The sequence below is a fragment of the Acinetobacter sp. genome, from assembly GCF_041911495.1.
Taxonomy (GTDB): Bacteria; Pseudomonadota; Gammaproteobacteria; order Pseudomonadales; family Moraxellaceae; genus Acinetobacter.
This window is the reverse complement of sequence record NZ_JAYROT010000063.1, coordinates 1-24,163: the sequence shown is the minus strand read 5'-3', so window position 1 is coordinate 24,163 and position 24,163 is coordinate 1. Positions and strand designations below refer to the sequence as shown.

22 protein-coding genes, 3 tRNA genes and 1 other RNA gene are annotated in these 24,163 nt (G+C 41.1%); 13 read left to right on the top strand and 13 right to left on the bottom strand.

Annotated features, from left to right (window positions below):
- Positions 1-646 (bottom strand): TonB-dependent receptor plug domain-containing protein (locus tag ACE3PQ_RS08545; RefSeq protein ID WP_374296919.1); only part of this gene is annotated, 646 nt, incomplete at its 3' end.
- Positions 647-845: 199 nt separating this feature from the next.
- Between ACE3PQ_RS08545 and ACE3PQ_RS08540 the strand changes: the two genes are divergently transcribed.
- Together ACE3PQ_RS08540 and aspS are read left to right on the top strand one after the other, a co-directional pair.
- Positions 846-1,631, top strand: coding sequence for a DUF4184 family protein (locus ACE3PQ_RS08540; RefSeq protein WP_374296917.1), 786 nt, complete (start codon positions 846-848; stop codon positions 1,629-1,631).
- 104 nt (positions 1,632-1,735) lie between these two features.
- The gene (gene aspS / locus ACE3PQ_RS08535) at positions 1,736-3,520 is read left to right on the top strand and encodes an aspartate--tRNA ligase (protein WP_374296915.1); all 1,785 of its coding nucleotides are present in this window, start codon (positions 1,736-1,738) and stop codon (positions 3,518-3,520) included.
- A gap of 78 nt (positions 3,521-3,598) precedes the next feature.
- Here aspS and ACE3PQ_RS08530 read toward each other — a convergent pair whose 3' ends face one another.
- Positions 3,599-4,294 (bottom strand): hypothetical protein, encoded by a 696-nt coding sequence (locus ACE3PQ_RS08530; RefSeq protein WP_298890918.1) that lies wholly within the window; start codon positions 4,292-4,294, stop codon positions 3,599-3,601.
- Positions 4,295-4,571: 277 nt separating this feature from the next.
- On the opposite strand from ACE3PQ_RS08530, the gene ACE3PQ_RS08525 reads away from it, so the two are divergent.
- Positions 4,572-5,372, top strand: a complete 801-nt coding sequence (locus ACE3PQ_RS08525; RefSeq protein WP_374296912.1) for an SPFH domain-containing protein — start codon at positions 4,572-4,574, stop codon at positions 5,370-5,372.
- Positions 5,373-5,448: 76 nt separating this feature from the next.
- Here the strand turns inward: ACE3PQ_RS08525 and ACE3PQ_RS08520 are convergent, their stop codons facing one another.
- The 5 genes from ACE3PQ_RS08520 to ffs form a co-directional block, all read right to left on the bottom strand.
- The gene (locus tag ACE3PQ_RS08520) at positions 5,449-5,721 is read right to left on the bottom strand and encodes a type II toxin-antitoxin system RelE/ParE family toxin (RefSeq protein WP_374296910.1); all 273 of its coding nucleotides are present in this window, start codon (positions 5,719-5,721) and stop codon (positions 5,449-5,451) included.
- Between the two features lie 57 nt (positions 5,722-5,778).
- The gene (locus ACE3PQ_RS08515) at positions 5,779-6,003 is read right to left on the bottom strand and encodes a ParD-like family protein (protein WP_241570761.1); all 225 of its coding nucleotides are present in this window, start codon (positions 6,001-6,003) and stop codon (positions 5,779-5,781) included.
- Between the two features lie 168 nt (positions 6,004-6,171).
- Positions 6,172-6,247, bottom strand: a tRNA-Arg gene (locus ACE3PQ_RS08510).
- Between the two features lie 82 nt (positions 6,248-6,329).
- Complete coding sequence (locus ACE3PQ_RS08505) at positions 6,330-7,691, bottom strand: amino acid permease (RefSeq protein WP_374296908.1); 1,362 nt, start codon at positions 7,689-7,691, stop codon at positions 6,330-6,332.
- A 300-nt stretch (positions 7,692-7,991) separates the two neighbouring features.
- Positions 7,992-8,088: signal recognition particle sRNA small type (gene ffs / locus ACE3PQ_RS08500), an RNA gene on the bottom strand.
- A 226-nt stretch (positions 8,089-8,314) separates the two neighbouring features.
- Here ffs and ACE3PQ_RS08495 point away from each other — a divergent pair.
- The gene (locus ACE3PQ_RS08495) at positions 8,315-9,172 is read left to right on the top strand and encodes a YbgF trimerization domain-containing protein (RefSeq protein ID WP_374296906.1); all 858 of its coding nucleotides are present in this window, start codon (positions 8,315-8,317) and stop codon (positions 9,170-9,172) included.
- Between the two features lie 71 nt (positions 9,173-9,243).
- Here ACE3PQ_RS08495 and ACE3PQ_RS08490 read toward each other — a convergent pair whose 3' ends face one another.
- Together ACE3PQ_RS08490 and ACE3PQ_RS08485 are read right to left on the bottom strand one after the other, a co-directional pair.
- Positions 9,244-9,957, bottom strand: a complete 714-nt coding sequence (locus ACE3PQ_RS08490) for a DUF3108 domain-containing protein (RefSeq protein WP_374296904.1) — start codon at positions 9,955-9,957, stop codon at positions 9,244-9,246.
- 173 nt (positions 9,958-10,130) lie between these two features.
- Complete coding sequence (locus tag ACE3PQ_RS08485; RefSeq protein WP_374296903.1) at positions 10,131-10,814, bottom strand: hypothetical protein; 684 nt, start codon at positions 10,812-10,814, stop codon at positions 10,131-10,133.
- Between the two features lie 237 nt (positions 10,815-11,051).
- Between ACE3PQ_RS08485 and ACE3PQ_RS08480 the strand changes: the two genes are divergently transcribed.
- The gene (locus ACE3PQ_RS08480) at positions 11,052-11,951 is read left to right on the top strand and encodes an energy transducer TonB (RefSeq protein ID WP_374296902.1); all 900 of its coding nucleotides are present in this window, start codon (positions 11,052-11,054) and stop codon (positions 11,949-11,951) included.
- A gap of 29 nt (positions 11,952-11,980) precedes the next feature.
- On the opposite strand, the gene ACE3PQ_RS08475 is transcribed toward ACE3PQ_RS08480, so the two are convergent.
- The 3 genes from ACE3PQ_RS08475 to rluD are packed head-to-tail and all read right to left on the bottom strand — an operon-like array spanning position 11,981 to position 14,483.
- Positions 11,981-12,544 carry a flavodoxin family protein gene (locus tag ACE3PQ_RS08475; RefSeq protein ID WP_374296900.1) on the bottom strand — a complete coding sequence of 188 codons (564 nt, stop codon included), beginning with the start codon at positions 12,542-12,544 and terminating at the stop codon, positions 11,981-11,983.
- Positions 12,545-12,559: 15 nt separating this feature from the next.
- The gene (gene pgeF / locus ACE3PQ_RS08470) at positions 12,560-13,357 is read right to left on the bottom strand and encodes a peptidoglycan editing factor PgeF (protein ID WP_374296898.1); all 798 of its coding nucleotides are present in this window, start codon (positions 13,355-13,357) and stop codon (positions 12,560-12,562) included.
- A 13-nt stretch (positions 13,358-13,370) separates the two neighbouring features.
- A complete protein-coding gene (rluD, locus tag ACE3PQ_RS08465; RefSeq protein WP_374296896.1) occupies positions 13,371-14,483 on the bottom strand; it encodes a 23S rRNA pseudouridine(1911/1915/1917) synthase RluD in 1,113 nt (370 codons plus the stop codon).
- A gap of 70 nt (positions 14,484-14,553) precedes the next feature.
- On the opposite strand from rluD, the gene ACE3PQ_RS08460 reads away from it, so the two are divergent.
- Together ACE3PQ_RS08460 and dnaG are read left to right on the top strand one after the other, a co-directional pair.
- Entirely contained in the window at positions 14,554-15,660 is a 1,107-nt protein-coding gene (locus ACE3PQ_RS08460; RefSeq protein WP_374296895.1) for an outer membrane protein assembly factor BamD, read from the top strand.
- A gap of 156 nt (positions 15,661-15,816) precedes the next feature.
- Positions 15,817-17,781: a DNA primase gene (gene dnaG / locus ACE3PQ_RS08455; protein ID WP_374296893.1), complete on the top strand. Its 1,965-nt coding sequence runs from the start codon at positions 15,817-15,819 to the stop codon at positions 17,779-17,781.
- Between the two features lie 110 nt (positions 17,782-17,891).
- Here the strand turns inward: dnaG and hemA are convergent, their stop codons facing one another.
- Positions 17,892-19,187 (bottom strand): glutamyl-tRNA reductase, encoded by a 1,296-nt coding sequence (hemA, locus tag ACE3PQ_RS08450; RefSeq protein ID WP_374296891.1) that lies wholly within the window; start codon positions 19,185-19,187, stop codon positions 17,892-17,894.
- Between the two features lie 57 nt (positions 19,188-19,244).
- On the opposite strand from hemA, the gene ACE3PQ_RS08445 reads away from it, so the two are divergent.
- The 6 genes from ACE3PQ_RS08445 to ACE3PQ_RS08420 all read left to right on the top strand — a co-directional run bounded on the left by ACE3PQ_RS08445 (position 19,245) and on the right by ACE3PQ_RS08420 (position 24,160).
- A complete protein-coding gene (locus ACE3PQ_RS08445) occupies positions 19,245-21,227 on the top strand; it encodes a tetratricopeptide repeat protein (RefSeq protein ID WP_374296890.1) in 1,983 nt (660 codons plus the stop codon).
- A 14-nt stretch (positions 21,228-21,241) separates the two neighbouring features.
- On the top strand, positions 21,242-21,817 hold the full coding sequence (gene lolB / locus ACE3PQ_RS08440) for a lipoprotein insertase outer membrane protein LolB (protein WP_374296888.1): 576 nt from the start codon (positions 21,242-21,244) through the stop codon (positions 21,815-21,817).
- A 16-nt stretch (positions 21,818-21,833) separates the two neighbouring features.
- Positions 21,834-22,922, top strand: a complete 1,089-nt coding sequence (locus tag ACE3PQ_RS08435; protein WP_374296887.1) for a hypothetical protein — start codon at positions 21,834-21,836, stop codon at positions 22,920-22,922.
- Between the two features lie 75 nt (positions 22,923-22,997).
- The gene (ispE, locus tag ACE3PQ_RS08430; protein ID WP_374296921.1) at positions 22,998-23,882 is read left to right on the top strand and encodes a 4-(cytidine 5'-diphospho)-2-C-methyl-D-erythritol kinase; all 885 of its coding nucleotides are present in this window, start codon (positions 22,998-23,000) and stop codon (positions 23,880-23,882) included.
- Positions 23,883-23,925: 43 nt separating this feature from the next.
- Positions 23,926-24,000 (top strand) — tRNA-Gln (locus ACE3PQ_RS08425).
- Between the two features lie 85 nt (positions 24,001-24,085).
- Positions 24,086-24,160 (top strand) — tRNA-Gln (locus ACE3PQ_RS08420).
- The last annotated feature ends 3 nt before the right edge of the window (positions 24,161-24,163 follow it).

The window sequence follows — 24,163 nt, the reverse complement described above, 5'->3', positions numbered from 1 at the left end:
TTTCATTCGCTACGGTATTGCCACGCAGATGCACTTCACCATCCACAGCACCCTCTGGCATTTGCGTTGGAATTTTTTCATCAAGAACATTCACCACACCACCGACCGCACCACTGCCATAGAGCAAAGTTGATGGACCACGTAAGACTTCAATTTTTCGAGCCAATGCAGGATCGACCGTTGACGCATGATCAGGGGAAATTTGCGAAGCATCCATCACCTCAGATGAATCGGTCAGGACTTTGACTCGTGGCACAGTTTGCCCTCGAATCACAGGACGACTCGCCCCTGCACCAAAGTTGTCACTGTGAATACCCAACTGACCATTGAGCGCATCGCCCAAAGTCGCCGCACCTTGGCTGAGTTGCTCTTTCTCAAGAATATTACTGGTTTGAACCAAATCATTTTCATTTTGACTTAAAGGATGGGCTTGTACAGTAATCACTTGCAATTGATGGACTTGTGGTGTTGTGTCTTTTATCGCTGTGCCTTCTATAGTTGCATCTTTTGGCGTTGTCGCTTTTTGTGATTCCTGAACTGTCGTTTCGGTATCGACTGATTCTAAATAACCAACTTTTGCATGAGCAATGCTACTCAATAAAATGGCTAAAATTGCAAGACTTAAAGGTGTGTAAGCCACACGCATGATGATTCCCCAGATTTGTTTAAATTAATTTTTGTTACGTTATAACGTATTTTTTATTTTTTCAAGACTTTTCTTTATTGCGAGTCTTATGACTTCATATATGATCTTTAAGTGTTACAATCTGTGAAGCATGTTGTAAATCACCTTGTTGACACCTAATATTTCACCTCCCTATAAACAACATTCCACACTTGAGCTCATGGCTTATACAATCTCCCACACTATAATTGCACCTGCCATATATCACTTTTCAAGACAGCAACTGCCATTAGCTGCAATTGTTATTGGTTGCATGTTGCCTGATTTAACACGATTTTTTATTGACGAAACTTTTAGCCATCATTGGTTGGGCATGTTAAGTATTAATTTATGCTTTGGTATTCTGATTTTTCAATTATGGCAATTCTTCTATCGACCCGTAGTTTATGCTTTTGCAGATGTCCAAGCCCCTATTAGATTAAAACTAAATATTGACGGTATCTTTGTTTTAATCCTTGCTTTGATTTTAGGTAATGCTAGCCACTTAATTTGGGATGGCATCACCCATTTGGATCATCGCACTTTCATTGCAACTGAATTTTTATCAGAGCAAGTTCCTGTTTTAAACATACCCATGCATCTCGCTTTGCAATATGCAAGTTCAATCATTAGTGTTCCTCTACTCTACTTTGTTGTAAAACCATTTTTAGAGCAAATAAAAATACAAAAGACAAGCCAAAAGACCTACGTAAGCTTTTCGAGCTTTTTTAGTTTAAAAAGTGCCTTTCTTTACACATGTGTATGCATTGCTACTGGCGTATTCTTTGGTATATACCTCTACCTCTTTGACCCAAGCTGGAGAGCGCCCAATCCTTTCACCATAAAAACTTACGGTGTAATTGCATTTTTCGCAAAGTCCATTTCACTGGCAATCTTTTCAGCATTTAGCCTGATTTGTCTTGCCCTTTATATCCATTTAATCTCATTCCACAAAAACTCGACTTGAGCCAAAGCACACAAATAGGCATAATCGCTAGTTCACAGGCGGTACGCTGTTTACGTATACGCCACAACACCCAATATAGTTTGGAAAATAGGTTTAGAAATAACATGATGCGAACTCATTACTGCGGTTCTTTGACAGAAGCGCAAATCGATCAAACCGTTACATTATGCGGTTGGGTACATCGTCGCCGTGACCATGGTGGCGTGATTTTCTTAGATATGCGTGATCGTGATGGTCTAGTGCAAGTGGTGATCGACCCTGACACCCCAGAAGCATTTGCGACAGCGGATAAAGCACGCTCAGAGTTCGTATTAAAGATTACAGGTCGTGTGCGTCGTCGCTACGAAGGCACAGAAAATGCCAATATGGTGAGTGGTCAAATTGAAGTGTTGGGCAAAGATATCGAAGTGCTTGCACAGTCTGAAACACCACCATTCCCATTAAATGATGAAAACACCAATATTTCAGAAGAAATTCGTTTGAAATACCGTTTCTTGGACATCCGCCGTCCAGAAATGTTAGAGCGTTTACGTTTCCGTTCTAAACTCACCAACCTGATTCGTAACTACTTCGAAGACAATGGTTTCTTAGACGTTGAAACGCCGATTCTCACTCGTGCAACTCCTGAAGGTGCACGTGACTATCTCGTGCCGAGTCGTGTTTCTAACGGTAGCTTCTATGCTCTGCCACAGTCGCCACAGTTGTTCAAACAATTGTTAATGGTGGGTGGTATTGATCGTTATTACCAAATCGCAAAATGTTTCCGTGATGAAGACTTACGTGCTGACCGTCAGCCTGAATTCACCCAAATCGACGTTGAAACATCGTTCATGAGTGACGATGACATTATGGATTTAATGGAAACGTTGACGGTTAAGATGTTCAAAGAACTTCTTAACGTGAATTTCGACAAATTCCCACGCATGACATACAACGACGCGATGCGTGACTATGCGTCTGACAAACCAGATATGCGTATTCCGTTGAAATTGGTTGACGTAGCAGACTTGATGCAAGACGTTGAATTCAAAGTCTTCGCAGGTCCTGCCAAAGATCCTAAGGGTCGTATAGTCGCTTTGCGTGTCCCGGGCGCTGGCTCACTGCCACGTTCTGCAATTGATGAATACACCAAATTCGTCGGCATCTACGGCGCACGTGGTTTGGCGTACATCAAAGTCAATGAACTTGAAAAAGGCATTGAAGGCTTACAATCTCCAATCGTGAAATTCATCGAGCCGATCGTGCTTGATCTATTAAAACGTGTTGGTGCTGAAAATGGCGACATCGTATTCTTCGGTGCGGACAAAGCCAAAGTCGTCAATGATGCGATGGGCGCACTTCGTGTGAAAATCGGTCATGACTTAAATCTTTCGACATGCGAATGGGCACCGCTTTGGGTGGTTGACTTCCCAATGTTTGAAGAAACTGATGATGGCAAATGGACGTCTGTGCATCACCCATTCACGCTTCCTAAATCAACGGTTGAAGAAGTGAAGAACAATCCAGGTGAAGCGCTTTCAGTTGCTTACGATATGGTATTGAACGGTACTGAAATCGGTGGTGGTTCACTACGTATTTATAACCTCGAAATGCAAAAAGCAATCTTTGAAGCCTTAGGTATTGGTGAAGAAGAAGCCGAAGAAAAATTCAGCTTCTTACTCAACGCATTACGTTATGGTGCGCCGCCGCACGGTGGTTTGGCATTCGGTCTAGACCGTTTAGTCATGCTCATGACAGGTGGTTCGTCTATTCGTGATGTGATTGCATTCCCGAAAACCAAGACTGCTGAATGTCCATTGACACAAGCGCCTGCACCAGTTGAAAGTAATCAACTGCGTGACTTAGGTATTCGCTTACGTGAACAACCGAAGAAAGAAGATCAGGCTTAATTGATATAGTCTTGATTTGAACCATAAAGAAGCCTTGCAATTGCAAGGCTTCTTTTTTGACAGCTATCTAGTTTTCCATTAATCAAAAATCTCTGCTGCCGCTTGGAATGGTGACGTAATCACATCAAATGCCACCGCAAATGGCAACAACACCAACTTTTTAGCAGGATTATTGCGACTACTGGCATGTTCCATTTCTTTTTTATTGGTATAGATCGACACGTGATACGGTTTGCTCAATTGCTTGAGATTTGAGTTTAGACGATCGAAGTTCTTTGCCTGCGGATAAGTCACACCACTGAGCGGAATTTCAAAACAAAAACGCTGTGCGTTCATTTGCTTATCACTATAACTACTGCACTCTTTGGCATCATTTTCAATAAAGAAGTTTAAATCGCTCTTGCTAATATCTTCTCTCAGTGCCACATAGCTCAGCTCTAAAACCCCTGTAAAGGTGCCATCATTTTTTTCAGAATAAAAATCTAACCCTCTACTTACCTTTATATTTTTAGGATTTAAACGGCTTAATACTGTGACAAAGTTCTTCCCACCGCTTGTCAGCACATAGCTATATTGTTGACCAACGATGACCACATTATCATTCGGCATATCTCGTATTGGCTTGGCAGGTTGCGCAAAAGCCACAACGGTATCTTGTAGCAAAGTTTCACGTACTGTCTTTTCGTAGCTACGCCCTGTATCTCGCATTAAAGTTGAGGTCGCACAGCCCATACAACTCAGTGCCAAAGCAAAAATTGTTAAACTTTTCTTCATATTGAAACTCCTGACTTTATTTTCAATTCCATAACTTATTTTCAATTCCATAACTTATTTTCAATTCCATAACTTATTTTCAATTTCTTACATCAATATAGCAAAACAGCTTTTCTTTCAGAAGTACATTGTTACAATGCTACATTCTGTATTTAAATATATTTCTTGAATATATAAAAAGCCTTTAGGCTATGAATTTAAACAGTATTTTTGAGAAGATTTTTTAACAACAAACTGAAATATCAGCAAACCCTCAGGACACATGATGAAAAATATTATGTCTAACACACCAAAATTACCACAATGGACAAAATGGCTACCTATTGCCATTCCGGTTTTTATCCTACTTTTTTCTGCGATCTATACCGTTCAAGCAGGCTCTCGAAAAGTCGTGATGCGGTTTGGTGAAGCGATTGGGGTCAGTGGTGAAGGTGTTCATCTCAAGATTCCATTCATCGATTCAACGAGAACAGTTGATATCAAAACACAAAAAGTTGCTACACCAACGACTGCGGCGAGTGCTGACTTACAGAATGTACAAACCGAAGTTTCACTAAACTATCGCTTGGATAAAGATAAGTTGATTCCGATTATTCGAAATACTGGACTTGATGTCGATGAAAAAATTATCGCACCTCGTATCCATGAAACGGTGAAAAGCGTTACTGCAAAATTTACAGCGGAGAAACTACTGACAGAACGCCCTATCGTCAAAGCGAATATTGATCGAAGCATGCGTGAATCTTTGAGTAAATATCACATCATCGTCGAAGATGTACAGCTGACTGATTTTCGTTTTTCTCGGGAGTTTGATGCTGCAATTGAAGCCAAGCAAACCGAAGTACAGCGCACACTGAAAGCAAAGAACATTCTTGAACGTACCAAAATTGAAGCCGAGCAACGTATTACCCAAGCCGAAGGTGAGGCTGAGGCGATTCGTATTCAAGCCGAAGCGATCCGTGCGCAAGGTGGTCGTGAGTATGTCAATCTCAAAGCCATTGAAAAATGGGATGGACGCTTGCCGACCTATGCAGGTGGTGATGCCGTACCGATGATTAATATTGAGAATATTAAATAAGTTCTTTTTAAAACTTGACGCATAAAAAAACCGAGTGCATTCATCACTCGGTTTTTCTTTTTTATCCATTTCAATGTTATCGCTTTAAATCTCGATAAAAGTTCTCATGGCTACCTAGCTTGAGCAAATACAGCGTAATGCTCAACTCATCGACTGAATAAGCCAGCAAAACCAGTTGCTTATCCATTTTGAATTTATAGACCGATACTCCAGCCAAGTCGCCAACTTTTGCGATACCAATCGTTGGGTTCGTACAGATCGCCCGAACTGCATGATCTACATCTTGTTTTTGTTGTTTGGTAAGTTTCTTAACAGTACGTTCAAATAATGGTGATTGTTGTATATTCATTTTTGATCATTAACTGAATTGGTTTTACTGAAATTGCTTTGAAGATAAATCCATCATTTATTCGTCAAAATGATACGGTGTGGTATTCCCTGCTTTGACTTGTGCCATACTCAATAATAAATCTGAAATATCCTCAAAAGTGAGATCGGGATTATCTTGTGCAATTTTGCCAATTCTTGCCCAATATTCTACTTGCTTGGTTGCACTGCGACTTTCTGCTACGCCATAGATTTTTGCAGACTCTACTATCTCACTGTCAATTTTAACCGCTGTATACGCCATGATTATTCTCATAACTGATTTTTAATGATCAGATTTTAATCTCCAATGCAGCCTTTTGCAACTATAAAAAATTAATTGACACTTCATAAAATACATATATTCAAGACATAAAAAACCGAGTGCATTCATCACTCGGTTTTTTCATTGATAAAAATAAAAGTTTGAAACTGGTACGCCCAGCGGGACTCGAACCCACGTCGGTCGCTTAGGAGGCAACTGCTCTATCCAGTTAAGCTATAGGCGTGTGCCCATAACTTAACTGAAATTCTTGTTTTTGCAAACAATTTCGAGAACAGATGATGAGTGATTAAACAGTGACTATCTACTTACTCGACTTGATCTGTTGACTTACGAACGATCAACTGAAAGAAGCCCCACATCAAAACAATCCAAACAGGAATCATCAACACAGACTCCTTAAAGCCTTGTTGCCACATGATGTACAGCACCACTGCGATAAACGCTAAAACAATGTAATTGCTTAGTGGTGAAAACAATGCAGGGAACGACGTCTTGATCGACTTGGTTGCTTGCTTAAACTTCAAATGAGTCAAGCTAATCATCGCCCAATTCAATACCAAAGCACCCACCACGATATAAATCAAATGGCTGAGTGCTTTCTCAGGAACAAAGTAGTTCAGCAATACACAGCCGAAGATCAACACCGCAGACATCAATACCGCTGGAATCGGTACACCTTGCTTATTCAGTTTTAAGAATACTTTTGGTGCATTTCCCTGCTGTGCCAAGCCGTACAACATACGACTATTGGCAAACATACCACTGTTATACACAGAAAGTGCAGCCGTCAAGATAATGAAGTTGAGTAAGTTCGCTGCCCAGTTAATTCCCATTTGGCTAAAGATCATCACAAATGGACTCTTATCCAAACCACCAAGATCAAGCTGATTCCACGGTACCAGTGATAGCAGGACGGTAAGCGCACCCACATAGAAAATCAGGATACGATAGACCACTTGGTTGATCGCTTTTGGAATAGTCTTTTCAGGATTTTCAGCCTCAGCTGCTGCCATCCCGATCAACTCAATCCCGCCAAAGGCAAACATCAAGAATGCCATCATCATAAATAAGCCGTCAAAGCCATTCGGGAAGAATCCACCATGCGCCCACAGATTGCTAAATGATGCTGTCGAATCTGGCGTTGGGAAAAAGAGCAAATATAAACCAAAAACAATCATCGCAATCACCGCAGTGACTTTGATAATCGCAAGCCAAAACTCAGATTCACCGTAGAACTTCACATTGGTCAGGTTGATCAAAGTAATCACGATAAAGAAAAACAATACCGATGACCACGCAGGAATATGAGGCCACCAATAATTAATATATTTGGCAACAGCGGTGAGCTCCGTCATCGCCACCAAAACATATAAAATCCAGTAATTCCATCCTGCAAGGAATCCACCGAAACGTCCCCAATACTTATTGGCAAAATAACTAAATGACCCTGCAACTGGTTCATGTACGATCATTTCACCCAAATGGCGCATGATCAAAAAGGCAATCAAACCACCGATTGCATAACCTAAAATAATCGAAGGTCCCGCCGATTGAATCACATCAGCCGAACCGAGGAACAATCCCGTTCCAATAGCGCCACCCATGGCTATCAATTGGATATGTCGGTTTTTCAAACCGCGCTGTAAATGAGAAGCGTGTTGATCCAAAATATTAAACTCTAAACAAAACTGTCAAAGCATTGTAATAGATCGTTTCAATTTGTCATAGCGCACGCAAACACTTCGCCAGACAAAACCACCTGACTAAAATATCAACATATTGATTTTAAGATAAATTAATGTGGAATAAATATTTAAACTTTTAGGAATATATAATCAAAAGTACAATAGATTAGCAGTAGACAATATTATCGCCATGTGTCGAATCATAGCGTACGTGTAAAGCTATAGATTGAAAGGAATCAAAAAGAGGAACAACGAATTCTTATTATTAAATTTGGGTGGCAACCCTACTAGCAATACTTCGGCACATCATAATTCTACTACCGTTGCTACCTTCCGGTCCTGGCGGGGTTCGCAGAGTACAATTGCGAAGCCACCAGCAGGGCTACCATTGCCTGACCAAGTATATCCATTTTTATTTCCCATGCAAGCTGAAATACCGCACATAGTGTATTACTGCTTAATTTCCCCACAACTTTCCCACATAATGTATCTTCAAATTAAACAAAATTGCTAAAAATATCGCCATGATGACATGGAGCAAATCTCGCTTGCTCGTTATACTCAAGCTTATGTTTGAAAATCTGTCGTTTTGATAAGAGTAATTTATGAAAAAAATCACTTTACTTGCAAGTGCAATGTTTGCGCAGACCTTGAGCCATGCAGCACCGATCGAGCAACGCAATCTTTCCACCCCCACAGCGACTGTTGCTCCTGCACAGCAAAGCACACAACTTTGGGATCTACGTCAAACAGTTGGGCAATTGCAAAACCAAATTCGTGATCTACGTGGTCAGATCGAAGAACAAAATAATCAAATCGAACAGATGGAAAATGAGCTCAAGAATCGCTATACCGACTTAGATCAACGCCTTGAATTGTTAAATCAAAAAGTCGATGCGAATGATGGCAGTGAACTTGAGGACTTAGACGGTACAGCAGACGATAACTCACCTAACAATAATAGCCCTGAAAGTAAAGTGCCTACACCACCGTCAGCAAATCCCAAAACGCCAGTAGAAAACAACCTTCCTACTCAAAAACAAACCCAGATACCGCAAGCACAGACACAGCAAAGTAAAGCACCGTTGACGGATAAAGAAGCATACAACTTGGCTTATGATGCTTATCAAAAAGGTGGTGCAGCGAGTGCTATTCCACAGATGGAAAACTTTATCCAACTACATCCAACCAGTGCCTATGTCAGCAATGCCTATTACTGGCTCGGTGAATTTAACCTGTCATTGACGCCACCGAACTTTAATCAAGCTAAAGATAATTTTGAAATCGTCGCAGGAAATTACCCTACCTCAAGCAAAGCGCCTGCATCTTTATTTCGTTTAAGTGAAATCGCAAAAAATATTGATCAAGACATCCCTCGTGCACGTGCGTATTATCTCAAACTGATTCAAAACTACGATGGTAGCGAAGAAGCACGTCGTGCGAGAACTGAGATTGATTTATAAAAAATGATGTAAGTGATTCAATAAAAAAACGATGAAATTTCATCGTCTTTTTTATTGAGAAAATTTCACTTTTACTTCTTCGCTTTTAACAACAATCCATAGCTCTCATCATCATCTTGATGCGTCACTTTGATTGGCAAATAATCTAAGCTTGGTGCAAGCCAAAAGATGGTATTTTTCGTCGCACGATTATGTTTCAAGCGTACTTTTACGGTGTCATAGGTTTTACCATCAGCCGCCTTGACCTTTTCCGTACCCTCTTTGACGAACTGACGGGCTTCGACTTCTTTATAGTCTGCGATCCAGTAGCTCGATTTCAAACCACCCGCTTTCAAATCCTCACGAACTTGTAGCTCAGCATTAAGATCATCAAGTACACCGCTTTTCCACGTCAAAGTTCGATTTTTGTCTTTGCGTGAAGTATTGATATTTTTTTGGCTCGGATTAAAGTTCATCTTCACCGTATCACTATGCACCAATATTTTGGTACGACGTGTATATTCATTCGAAGTGATTAAACCATTTTGAAAACCGAATTTACTGGTTTCAGTCGCACTGCCAATTACAGGGATTTTTGAGCTAAATTGATATTGCCATTGATTGCCAACTTTACTGAGCTTACGTGTTGCATCGCCCATTTTTTTGTTGCCATAGCTAAACTGATACGTCGCTTCAAATGGTGATAGCGCATGACTCAGCGTCGCCAATCCTAGCGTGCTCAGACTCAATGCACTGACGGCAACTATTTTTTTCATGGTATTGAATGTGATTTTATTCGATGTCATGTGATACCTCTCATTTGGGGAGATTTAAACCTTTTAATAGCCAAATTGCTTCGATTGAGATTAGATTCGATTGAGATTAAAAGGTGATCTAAGCTTTAATGTATTGATTCTAAAGATTCAATACGATGAGATATATGTTTCAAAGTGTGACGTAATTTGTATTTTGTACACATTTAATCACGAATTGGCGTGATCTGATCGTCATCCAGTTCAAGCTCTTCCAATTCCCAGTCTTCAAAGATTTTTGGCGATTGATTGCGCTTTAGAACGGCATCGAGATTGACATTGGTTTTGAGGATTAACTTAGTTTCACGTAGTACGCCGTGATTGACTTGCACTTTTTGCAAAGTATTTTTGACTGGTTTTAGACGACCAAGCCAACGATTTAGGCTCAAGTAGAGCAAACCATGTTTCATTTCGACGATACGATATTTCTGTAAAATCGGACCGAGCGGATCTTTATCTAAAACTTGCTGATAAAAATACAACGCAAAACGCACCGCCATATTTTTAAGCTTGCCTTGAATACGTGCTTCGATCACTTGAGTTTTTGAAATCTGCTCAAAGACAATATATTGCTGATCTTTATTAAAAATCATCTGAACCAGCTTTAAATCTACCGACAACGAGGCATAGATACCTGCCACATTGACGGTTGCATAGAGACGTAACCAGTCATCATAGAGGTCTGCATGTAAGTCTTTGAGCAGTCCGACATTGTCCGTAACGTACTTTTGGAATGTCGCATTGATTAGATTCTGTGACACGGTAAAGCTACGTTCTTCTTCGATAAAATCCTCAGTCTGCTGATACAGATTACGGGCGACCGTCACAATTTTCGACACAATACTTGACATATATTTGTTCTACACTACTCAATTTCGGGCAAAGTATATTCGGCAATGATGCGAAATACATTGGCAATGCTTAAGATTGTGCTTAAAATACTGTGCATACTCAAGCCGTCGCGGTCATTATTTCTATTTTTATCGAAAAATAGTTGTAAATGATGATGAAAATATATGGCGATGCAAGCAACAAATATTTAATAATGGCAAATATTATAAGGCTGTTGACATAAAAAGGATTCAGGGGTGAGTCAAAGCAAACGGGATTACTTCCAGTTTATCCACATACAAACCAAGCTGACGCATTGGTGGCAAGATCCGCTTTTTATTACCGCGCTTATCATTGCGATCGCTGTGCACGGTGCAATTGGTAGTACATCTTTTATTGCAGGTAATGCCGCACCGATGGCGACCAAAGATGTCACCATTGCAGTCCACTTGAATAAAGATAAAGTCAAAGACAGTGATTTTGTTGCGCAACATGATCAAACAGGCGACGGTGAGCTCAAACAACTTCATGCGCAAACCAGTCCAATTCCCAATGCAACGCCTGCCGCCTCTGAGGGCAAAGAGCAACAAGAGATGCTTCAACAACTCTCACAAAAACAACAGCTCGATTTCCAAGAACGGATGCTGATGACCACGCTCAGTTGGCAAAAACAAAGCCAAGAAGATGAGCGGAAAAAGAAAGTCGATGAGCTACAAAGTCAGCAAGACTCACGTGCAGCGATGATCGCCAGTATCGAAGCACAATACGCACAGCGTCATCAGATGTACGCCAAAAAGCAAAAAGTCAAAACCATTACAGGGATTCAAGCCAAAGCAGATGCTTCGGCGGAGTATCTCGATCGCTTCCGCCAAAAAGTCGAAATGTTTGGTAATCGCTACTACCCTCAAGCTGCCAAACAACAAAAGCTATCAGGTGAAGTGCGTTTAATGGTGATTTTGAATTCGCAAGGCGGTATTCGTGCAATTCGCTTATTACAGAGTTCAGGCAGTTCAGTTCTTGATGAAGCAGCAAAAGCCTCTGTACGTCGTGCCATGCCATTTGGTCGTTTCGATGTGAAAATGAACGAGATTAGTGAGCTACGTATTGTCCGCACTTGGCGGTTTGATGCGCAAGACTCAGTCTTTGATGTAGAGTGATTTTGGTTTAATACTGTAAATTCAAAATTCTATTGCTTTAAACTGACTAAATATTTTCCAAACTTGAATGCTGTTTCCAAGTCACCTTCAGGCGGTGTCACTTCGACACTGTCATTGTCCGATTGGGTCATTAAGCCTAAAAAACAAGACATGCGGTTGATGTCATGCGGGCTTCGTCCTGTCGGCATAAATGGCACGCCTGCCCACAACATACCGTGTTGCATGGCAAACAGATTGATTTGCTGAATCACCGCAAGCTTATCACCACTTAAACCGCCACCATTGGTAAATCCTGCAGCAATCTTGCCCTGCCATGCACGAGCAAGCCAACGCTTCGATGACGCTTCCATAAAAAGTTTTAGTTCTGCAGTCAGACTACCCATATAGGTCGGACAGCCCATGATAATAATGTCTGATACATCGAGTGCTTCCCATTGCACTGCGCTAACAGGCATGACGATCACCTCGGCACCTGCAAACTCTGCACCTTGAGCAATATGTTGTGCGACTTTTTCGGTATGTCCATAGGCACTATGGTAGACAATACAGAGCTTGACCGATGTGCCAAGCACTGCTGATTCAATCACAGACATGAAAAATAAATAAATTTAAAAGGTTGCATCTAGTTTAACATCTTTTGCTCGAATAAATATAAATGTCGCCATGCGACCTGTCGTGCTATTTCGACGATATGAATAAAATTTATCCGATTCTGCAAAAGTGCAATGTTCACCACCTGACACATTTTCCACACCAAGCGAAGTAAGTTTTTTTCGGGCAATGCTGTATAAGTCTGCTAAAAATTTTCCATTATTCTGCATTAAAAAATCGTTTTCAAAGTCCGCATTTTCTTGGACAAATGTCGCTTTGACTTCTGCACCCACTTCAAAGTGCTGTTGGCTAATCGCCGCACCCATCCATGCAAAACTCGGTTGCGACTTCATTTGCTTGACAGTCGCTTCGATAATGCCTCTGGCAAGCCCTCGCCAACCTGCATGCAGACATGCGACTTCTGTCCCATCTTGGTTACACAATACGATCGGTAGACAATCCGCCGTCATCATCATCAAAGCGACACCTTGCTCGGATGTCACCAAACCATCACCTTCTAAAAGTTGTGGATTGATCACTGAATCTACACGGTGAGCGATCGTACTGTGGGTTTGACTGAGCCAGTGCAATTGTGTCGCACCAAAAGGCTGTAATGCGTTTAATAAATGAAAACGGTTGCGTTGCACTTGCCTTGCATCATCACCAACATGCAATGCCAAGTTTTGTTGTAAATAGCTTGGATGCAAATCTGGCGATACGTTGTTAGTTAAAGGATCAATGACCGAAACCGTCTGCCCTGCATAAACATTACTCGGTAAGCCTTTTGCAGTGAGCCACAAATTTGAATCAGTCATTTTTTCTTCAAACTCAGCCATTTTTCAATTGACCTTCATCTTCAAGCAAACTCACCAATTGCTCAAAATCACTTGGCCATTCTGCCTCAAATTCCATTTCCTCACCTGTACGTGGGTGAATCAATCCAAGCGCACGTGCATGTAAAGCCTGACGCTTAAAGTGTTGTAGGTAATTGGCGAGTTCTTGAGAAACACCCTTAGGCAACTTCAATCGTGAATAGGTCGGATCACCGACCAATGGATGACCGATATGGCTGAAATGCACACGAATCTGATGGGTACGCCCAGTTTCAAGCTGTGCTTGGATCAAACTAAAATGGGTATAACGATCAAGCACATTGTAATGTGTCACTGCATCTTTTCCGCCATTCACCACTGCCATTTTGGTACGATCGACAGGATGACGTTTGATCGGCGCATCGATTGTACCCCCTGCGATGATATGACCATAGCAAACCAAATCATAGACACGATAGACCGATTTTTTTGATAATTGGCGAGTTAAGTGATGTTGTGCTTCTAAGGTTTTGGCGATGACCAATAAGCCACTGGTGTCTTTGTCGATACGATGCACCAAGCCTGCACGTGCCAATTCCCGAGATTTTGGATAATGATACAGCAAAGCGTTCACCAAAGTGCCTGTATGATTGCCTGCACCGGGGTGTACCACCATGCCTACAGACTTATTAATCACGAGAATATCATCATCTTCATAGACGACTTGCAATGGAATATCTTCAGGTTGGCTACTCAGCTGTGGTGCAAGTTCAACATCAAGGGTTAATTCCTCAGTACCATCGCTCCGTGCCTTGCCTTTGACCTGTTGTCCATTGACCAGTAATGCGCCTTCAGCAATCCACTTTTTTAATTTTTCACGTGAGAAGTCATCCCAGACTTGCGCAGCGATTTGATCGAAGCGCTGTCCAAGAAAACAATCATCCAATTGACATTGACGACGAATATGCGTAGCTTGCGTATCCAATGCTTGTTGATCTGAATGTTGCGTTTGATCAAGTGTTTGATCAGAATTTGGATTGATGTTTGGATCGAATATCTCTTGAACATCATCTTCGAAATCGTCAGGATGTTGTGTCGAAGAATTTTGTGCAGATTGCGTTGAAGTCATTTGCTCACATTTCAATAAAAATGGTTTAATACGCCTATTGTAGCTGATTGCCCAGTCTAGAGGAGTTTTTATGTCGCTGTCGCGTTTGAATATTTTGGTATTATCCCTATCGGTGGGCGTTTCAGCTGCTTTGGTCGGGTGTAATAGCAACCCAAGCAAAGTTACGGACACAGGACCAAAATCGAGCGAACAAGCCTACTATGAAAAGGCACAAAAAGCTTTAGAACGTGGGCAATATACCGAAGCAGGCGAACAACTCCAAGCTTTAGACACTTATTTTCCAACTGGACGTTATACACAACAAGCTCAACTTGATTTGATGTATACACGCTTTAAGCAATCAGACTACCCTGCTGCGATCACTTTGGCAGAGCGTTTTATTCGACTCAATCCACAGCACCCGCAAGTAGACTATGCCTACTATGTACGTGGCGTATCGAACATGGAGCAAAATTACGACGGTCTACTTCGCTATACCTCACTCAAACAAGCGCATCGTGATACCAGTTATTTAAAAGTTGCTTATCAAAACTTCTCTGACTTTATTCGCCGTTTTCCAAGTAGTAAATATGCGGTGGATGCTGCACAGCGTATGCAGTTTATCGGTGAAGAGCTTGCCGAAAGCGAAATGAATATTGCACGTTACAACATCGAACGTAAAGCATGGGTTGCTGCGATTCAACGTAGTCGTTGGGTACTCGAATACTATCCACAAGTCCCTCAAACTCCTGAAGCGATTGCAACGATTGCTTATGGCTATGATCAACTTGGTGATACGGCAACTGCAAATCAATATAAAGAATTGCTCCAAGCCAACTATCCAGGTTTATTAAAAAATAATGGCGAAGTGAACTTACGTGCTGCACGTAATGAAGCCAGTATCGTCAATAAACTGACGCTAGGTATTGTGGGACGTTCTGCAAAAAACACCTACGCGACCGAATCAAATTTGAGCACATCAACAAATTCAACGATTGAAGCTTCTGATAAAAATAATCAGCGTAGTTTGATGAACCGTTTAAGCTTTGGTTTACTCGGTGAAGATGATCAGGCGACAACTAAAAATGCTGAAATTGACAGCACTGAAACACAAAGCAGTGAAATTGAACCTCCTGAAGTTGAAGCAACCGCAGAAAATACAGCCACCGATGCTGACGCAGAAGCAACTGCTGAATAACTTGTACACATAATTTAAATCAAAAATCCCTGAACAACATGTTTGGGGATTTTTTAATACAACAATCTCTGTACGATCCCTCTTGCATTTCAACATTGAGCTCGCCACAATTGACTCAGCAAATTTTAATTTTTTACAAACTTCAAAGTAAACACTATGGCAATTCCACAGCATACGATTGATCAAATCCTCGATCGCACGGATATTGTCGAATTGATTAACCAACGGGTCAAACTGAAAAAAACAGGACGCACCTATTCAGGCTGTTGTCCTTTTCATCAAGAAAAAACACCGTCATTCCACGTCTACCGTGATAAAGCTTATTATCACTGCTTTGGTTGCCAAGCCAATGGTAATGCCATCAGGTTCTTGATGGAAATTGACAATCGTCCTTTCATTGATGTGATGAAAGACTTGGCACAACATGCAGGCATCGAATTACCCAAAGATAACTTTGCTACAAAATCAACGACGTATAAACGTCAACCACAACAAGCCAAGCCCGCTCCAAGCTCTAGCGATAAAACCAACAACAAAACAGATGAGCACGTTCCGCCTAATGATCCTCCTGAAAATCAGGCATTTGAAGCGCAGAATTATGTAGAGCAGAGTCATATAGAGCCAATTTATGTAAATCAGGGTTATGATCAATATCAACCCGACGCATTTTTTTATCCTGACGATGCACACTTCGATTTTCATCCACAAGAGTTACAAGAACAGCCTCAAGAAGCCAGTCTGTATGATTTGCTCGAAGCAGTCGCAAGCTATTTTCAACAACAGCTGAAACAAGCACCACACGCCCAAAATTATTTTCAAAATCGAGGGCTCAGCCAAGACACCATAGACAATTGGCGTCTAGGCTATGCACCAACCGATTGGCAACATTTAGAGCAAGCTTTTCCGCAAGACATCGAAGGCTTAAAACTGGTTGGCTTAATCCGTGAAAGTGATCAAGGTCGTCAATTCAACTTGCTACGTGATCGAGTCATTTTCCCAATTCGAGATGCCAAAGGGCGTGTGGTCGGTTTCGGTGGTCGTGCCTTAAACGACGAGATCAAACCGAAATACATCAACTCGCCTGACTCCGAAATCTTCCATAAAAATCAATTGCTATATGGTTTATATGAAGGCCGAAAAGCCAAAGCAGAACAGTGGCTGATGGTCGAAGGCTATATGGACGTGATTGCTTTACATCAATCAGGCATTCATGGTGCAGTTGCGACTTTAGGTACAGCAAGTAATGCAGAGCATTTAAATATTTTATTTCGGCAAAATAACAGCTTAACACTTGCCTTCGATGGGGATAGCGCAGGTCAAAAAGCCGCATGGCGTACTTTAGAAATCGCCCTCCCATTGCTTGAAGATGGTCGTCAATTGCACTTCTTTATCCTACCTGACCAACATGATCCAGATTCATTGATTCAAAGCATTGGACAAGAAGCCTTTTTAGAAAAACTCGGGCAATCGCCATTATTATCCGACTTTCTCTATGCACAGCTAACTCAACGCTTTGATATCACCTCACCCGAAGGCAAAGGGCAAGTGATGGGCGAGTTACGCCAACTTAGCCAACAATTACCCAATGGGTCGTATAAATATCTACTCTCACAATCATTTAAAGATCGGCTTGGCTTTGGTCGTCGTAACGCAGAAGCCAATAGCAATGACTTAAATCTAAGCTTTGGCGGGATTGATCATAGTCAACTTTTGATGGTGTTGTTATTACATTTTCCAAAGTTGTATAAAGCATTTGAAACCTTGCGAGCTTTACTCCCTGAACAGTCCTTGATTAAACATTTTTTAGACACTTTAGATCGTATTGAAGAACAATTGCCACATGATGTCGAGGTGTGTCGGGTCTTCGTGCTTGGCGCATGTAGTCATCTTCACCCACAGCTTTTACCGCTACTCAATAAAATCCAACTCTCACAGCTTGGCATGGATCACCCTGAAGATATTAATAAACATGCTGAAGATTTATATCATCGCTTACAAGTTGAGTTTTTGCGCAAAAAATTAAAACAACCTGCATCAATTAAAGAAATGCACAATCTCAAACAACAACTCAATGATGCGTATAAACAACTGAGTCGTTCTGAAATTCGAGTGGAGTATTAAAAGTAATTTCTTCTCTCCATACAGTTCTCAAGCTCAATCCCACCCAGCCTCCCTTTAAAAAAGGGAGGAGCTTCTGCGAAGAAGAGAAACTAAGCATTTAAAATCATTACCTATTTTTTATTTAAATCTTTCAGCGTTCGAGCATGTTGCTCAATATCTAATACGGTTTGATTGAGCCATTCAAAATGCGTTGGATCTTCTGATTTTGCGGCTTCTCGGAAAAGCTTTGAGGGAATGTGTAGCATTTTATTGGTCAGTCGATAAGACATTGCTTCCAATAATGCTTCTGGTTCTGCACCTTGTTTAAGCTGTTCTAGAGCGAACTCAAGCTCTGCCTGACGTTGTTGTTCTGCGACTTCACGATAATGGTGAATTTCTCGCCCTGCTTGATGAATCTTTTCATTGATGACGAACTGCGAAGCCAGTTGCGATACCATCACTTCGGCATCTAAAGCGGCTTGACGACGTTGCACCATATTTTCATCAATGACCGATTGTAAGTCATCAACACCATACAGATAAATGCCATCGAGCTTATTAACCTTATCATCAATATCCCGTGGTACAGCCAAATCAACCATCAGCATCGGTTGATATTTACGCTGTTTTAAGGCTTTTTTGACATCATCATAATGAATCACTTGATGCAAACTGCCTGTGCAACTCGACACCACATCCGCACGGTGCAACTGCATTGCCAATTGATCGAAATCAACCACTTCAACAGCGACACGTGCACCGAGCTCTTGTGCAAGATTTTCTGCACGTTGTCGAGTGCGATTGCAAATAATGATTTTTGCCACACCCATTTCCGCCAAATGCTTTGCGACTAAGCTATTCATCTCGCCTGCGGCAACGATCATGACAGTGAGTTCAGACATATGGCTAAAGACTTGTGACGCAAGTTGTGCCACAGCATAGCCCATCGAAATGGCATGTTCACCCACAGCAGTTTCGGTGCGTACTCGTTTCGCAGCATAAAAGGCAAACTCGAATAAGCGATTGAGATTGGTAGACACCACATCATTGTCTTTGGCGAGTTGCAGTGCAGATTTGACCTGACCTAAGATTTGTGGCTCGCCAAGCATCAGAGAATCTAGTCCGCCTGCGACCCGCATCAGATGCGTCATGGCTTGCACATCTTCATAGCGATATACATGTTGTAACAGCGTCTTGACCTCAAAACCATTAGACTGCGCTAACCAATTCAGCACTTGGTCGGGCTGTTCGGTCATCGCATAGACTTCTGTGCGGTTACAGGTCGATACCACGACTAGATCATTGAGGTCGGGGTGATTTTGGTTTTGAGCAAAGAGCGCACGCAAGCGTTCAGGATTGAATGCGATTTTTTCTCGCATCTGCACGGAAGCTGTATGGTGATTGACGCCGATCGCAACAAAATTCATAGCACTTCTTGAATCAGCAAAGTTGTGATAAAAAGATAGACATAAATGAAATAAACCATGACCCAAAATGTGGACTTCATGCCAGATAATCTAGCGCAAAATGACTCGTTGCAAAAACGCAAAGCGCAAGAAAAGCCTGTACAAAACAGGTGGCTACGCTTCGCAAAAAAGCATTCTATCACATTCCTAATTTTAGGAAGTATAGCCTATGCGTCATATTCTTGGGCTGAGAATAAATCAATCAAAACTATTGCAAAAACAAATCAAGAATCTAATCCGCAACAGCTCGTCAACGATCAGTCAAATTCAGATCAACAGATTGCGCAAGAAGAACAACTTGCTGAGCAAATGAAAGCCCGTTGGCAAGCGAATAGTGTTGTAGGCAGTGGAAATTTAAATAAAAATAATGCAAATGAAAACAACATTTTTCTGCCTGTATTTGTTGCCGAATTTGCGCTCAGCCAAGATCAAATTGAAGAGTCTTTGACTACTTATCAGGCTTTGGTCGATGAATATAATCAACCGATGATCAATGAGCGTGCTTTAGATTTGGCACTCAAAGCCAACGATATTCCAAGAGCACTGTATATCGCCAAAGTGTGGGTAGACCGCTATCCTGAAGATACCCCTGCGCTGTTTTATTTGGCGCATTTATCTTTACGTGCGAAGCAATATGAACTTTCGGCAAAAACCCTTGATCGTATCTTACAGCTCGACCCGAATGCCAATATCGAAGGTATCTTGGCAGGGATTTACCCTGAATCTGCCGAAGCACGTCAAGAAATGTTGAATGCGTTAAATTCGGTGGATAAAAAGCAAAATCCATCCTTATTGGTCATGATCGCAGGTTTGGAAGCTGAAAATCAGCAATACGAATCTGCACTTCACAAAGTCAATCTCGCACTGAAACAACGTCCTCGTGTACCAAGTTTTATTATTCTCAAAGCGAAATTGTATCTTGCCTCAAATCAAGAAGCTCGTGCCATGCGTTGGCTATCATGGAAAAGCTTTTTTCAGGACACTCCTGATGTTGATCTTTATCAGGTTCAACATTTATTAAAGAACAATCAAACAGATAAAGCACTCCGCAAACTGCGTCGCATGGTGCGTAAATATCCTGACCATGAACAATTACTGTTTCTTGCAGGGATTACCAGTATTGATGCTAAGCAATATCAGAATGCAGGCAATTATTTAAAACGGCTACAAAACTCTGCGCAGTATCAAGACCAAGCCAATTATTATTTGGCAGTTAGTGCAGAGCGTAATCAAGAGCTTGAACAAGCGATCAAACTGTATAAAGCAGTCGATGGCAATCTCTACCCTGTCGCACGAAAAAATTTGACCAGTTTGTATTTAAAGCACAATCGTTCCACGGAAGCGATCCAACTACTCACTCAAGAGCGTGTCAGCCACCCAAGCCAATCCAGTTTTCTCTATCAGTTGCAAGCACAGATTTTACAAAGTGTAGGAAATTCTTCACAAGCTTTGATGCTTCTTGATGAAGCCTTGCAACAAGACCCAAATGATGCCGAGTTGATTTATAGTCAGGTACTCTTGCTCGATCCATTTAAAGATCGTGATCGCTTAGATTTTGCTTTAAATAAACTATTAGAAATTGAGCCGAATAGCCCAACTTTTTTAAACGCTTATGCTTACACTTTGGCGCAGCAAAACCGCAAACTTGATCTTGCACGTCGTTATGCCGAACAAGCTTTAGTCTATGCACCACAACAAGCCTCCATATTAGATACACTTGGTTACGTGGCATACTTGCAAAACGATTATGATGTTGCAGTACAGGCATTGGCTCAAGCATATAAACTTGCACCTAGCTTAGGCATTGGTATGCGTTATGCCAAAGCCTTGTATATTCGGGGTGATGTTGATCGCTTTAATCAAGTCTATCGTGATCTAAAAACAGCACACCCTGATGCGATTGAGCTTGATCAATTGCTTGAGCTTAATGTGCCAAACCTTTCACCAAACATTTCACTAGATCTATCTAAATCTTTTACGACCCATTTACATCATTCTTAAAAAGAGTATTTCCCTTGATTAATTTACGTATTTCTAGCCTGCTTTTGTGTTTAAGTTTAACTGGTCTAGTTGGCTGTCAAACGATTAAAACTGCGCCGTCAATTCCTACCAATAGCAATGTGCCTAGCGCAGAACAATTTAAAATTACTGGAAAAATCGGCGTCCGTACGCCAAAACAAAACGGCTCAGCATTCTACGGTTGGACGCAAGTTGGCGATCAATTTGCCATTGATCTCACTGGCGCACTCGGCATTGGTCAGACTTCAATTCGTGGGCAAGCAGGCGACGTGACGCTCACCAGTAGTAAGACAGGGACAATCAAAGCTGAAACACCTGAAGAATTACTCTTTAAAGCCACAGGTTGGCAAGCACCAATTACCCACCTCATCTCCTGGGTGAATGGTCAAGCAGTAACTTCATCAGCAAAAGTAGAAAAAGACGCACAAGGGCGGAATGAATCCATTCAAGAAGGCGGTTGGTCGGCGACTTTGCATTATGAAAATGAGTCAGCGAAATATCCAAACAAGCTCAATTTGATTGACGATGCACAAGAAAACCGTGTGACCTTAACCATTCAAAGCCGTGACTAGGAAGTAAAGTTAGAACATGAATACTGAGAATTGGAACGAAATCTGCTTTTTACTATCAGGCAATGTTCGAATTGATACTAGTGAACGTGAATTTGAGAAAGATGTAATCCAAGCCTTGAGAGTTTTGGGTTGGAAGGAGTTTTTAGGAGATATTCAAATTCGCCCCTCTTTCCAAATTGGTGCCTCAAATAGAATAACGCCTGATTTTGTGATCAACTCGCCAGAAAAGAAAGATCTTTTTGTCATTGAAATAAAACAACCAAGCATTCCATTAAACATTAATTTTCAGCAACAACTTTTTTCTTACATGCGTCAGTTAAGACTTCAATACGGAGTTTTAATAGGACAAGCAATCCAAATATTCTACGATGGCGATTTAACTGACCACGGCAATCCTTTTTTGCTTGAAACCATTGAATTTGAGAAAAACTCAGCTAAAGGGCTAAAGTTTGTGGAATTGTTTTCAAAACAGACTTTTAGTTATGAAACACTAAACACGTTCACTTTAAACTCACTTAAAAAAATCAACCGTAAATCTGACCAAAAAAAGTTAGAACAAAAAATCTTATCGACTGAATACCAAATAGAACTTTTGGAGTTGATAAAACAAGATTTTCTAAACAACTACGATGCTGAGCTGATTGACAATGTTCTCAAAGAAATATCAATTCAAATTCAACGAAAGCAACAATTAATAGTAGAAGAACCAACCTTACAGAATTACACTTTAAACGAAGGTAAAAATAAAAACTCTAAGGATTACACCAAATATATAATAAACGGATCAGGCGAAAGACTTCCAAAAAGCAGGTTTGTTTTGGAGTTTGTAAAAGCATATTTGCAAAAGTATCCGACCGACTTTTCATCACTAAAACAAGTTTTTAAAGATGAATATCAAGGTTCAATTGGTGTTATCAACAAATTAGACTTTGTAGAAATAAATTATGCGAATGAACCTAAGAAAAGACATTTCATTAAAAATGATGAAATTCTCATGAGTGCAGACAATATTCAATTTGTAGTTTCGACTGGATGGGACAAAAACAATATCCGAAATATAGTAAAATTGGCAAGAGAAAATGGTTTTATAATTGATGAAGTTTAATGCAAATCTCACGACCAAAAAGTCCATATACCATTGAAAATATTTAATTAAATTGAAAGTATGAATACTAGCCAAATGATCTGCGTTCCCTCACCTGCCAAGTTGAATCTGTTTTTACACATCACTGGACAGCGTGAGAATGGCTATCATGAGTTGCAAACCATATTTCAGCTGATTGATTTACATGATGATATTTATTTTCAAGTCAATCAAAGTGATACGATTACACTCAGTGATGCCAATGCCGTCGATGTCGCGATAGAAAAAAACCTGATCTACCGTGCAGCGACTGCGATTAAACCCTTTGCTCAGCTTGCACATGCAGGTTGTGATATTCGATTAGATAAACACATACCAATGGGCGCAGGTCTAGGCGGTGGTTCATCCAATGCAGCGACGACATTATTAATTTTAAATGAATTGTGGCAATGTCATCTCTCACAACAACAGCTCATTGAAATTGGTACTTCACTAGGTGCAGACGTGCCAATTTTTATCGTGGGAAAAAATGCTTGGGCGGAAGGCATCGGTGAAATCATCACACCGATTGACGACTTACCAACTCAGCAATTTGTCATTATCAAACCTGACTGTTTTATCAGCACTCAAGCGTTATTTTCTCAAAAATCATTGACAAGAAATACAAAGCCCTCTAAATTTGCCGCCTATCAACAGAATCCAAGTCTGTTCGGGAACAATTTTGAGCCACTCGCTCGGAAGCTGTACCCACCAGTCGATGAAGCTTTTCAGTATTTGAATCAATACGGTCAAGCCAAACTTACTGGTACAGGAGCTTGTGTATTTCTTGAGTTTACGCATGATGTACAAACCATTGGTGTTGACGTACAAGCGATTGCAGATAATGCGCCTTTTCAGGCTTATCTTGCAAAAAGCTTAAACGTATCGCCAGTATTCGAGTACATTGGCGCTGATTCAAGTGATTCTAGATCATTGATTTAAACAATATTGATTTTCAAATCAATCGCTTTAAATCAGGAAAGTTAGGGGCGTCGCCAAGTGGTAAGGCAGCGGGTTTTGATCTCGCCATCCGTTGGTTCGAATCCAGCCGCCCCTGCCATTATTTTTCAATTTGATTTAGCCTGTCACTTTGAAATACTGAAGCTTTAGAACTCGGTTTTTCTGATTGATAATACTTATGCTATAGGGGCGTCGCCAAGTGGTAAGGCAGCGGGTTTTGATCTCGCCATCCGTTGGTTCGAATCCAGCCGCCCCTGCCATTA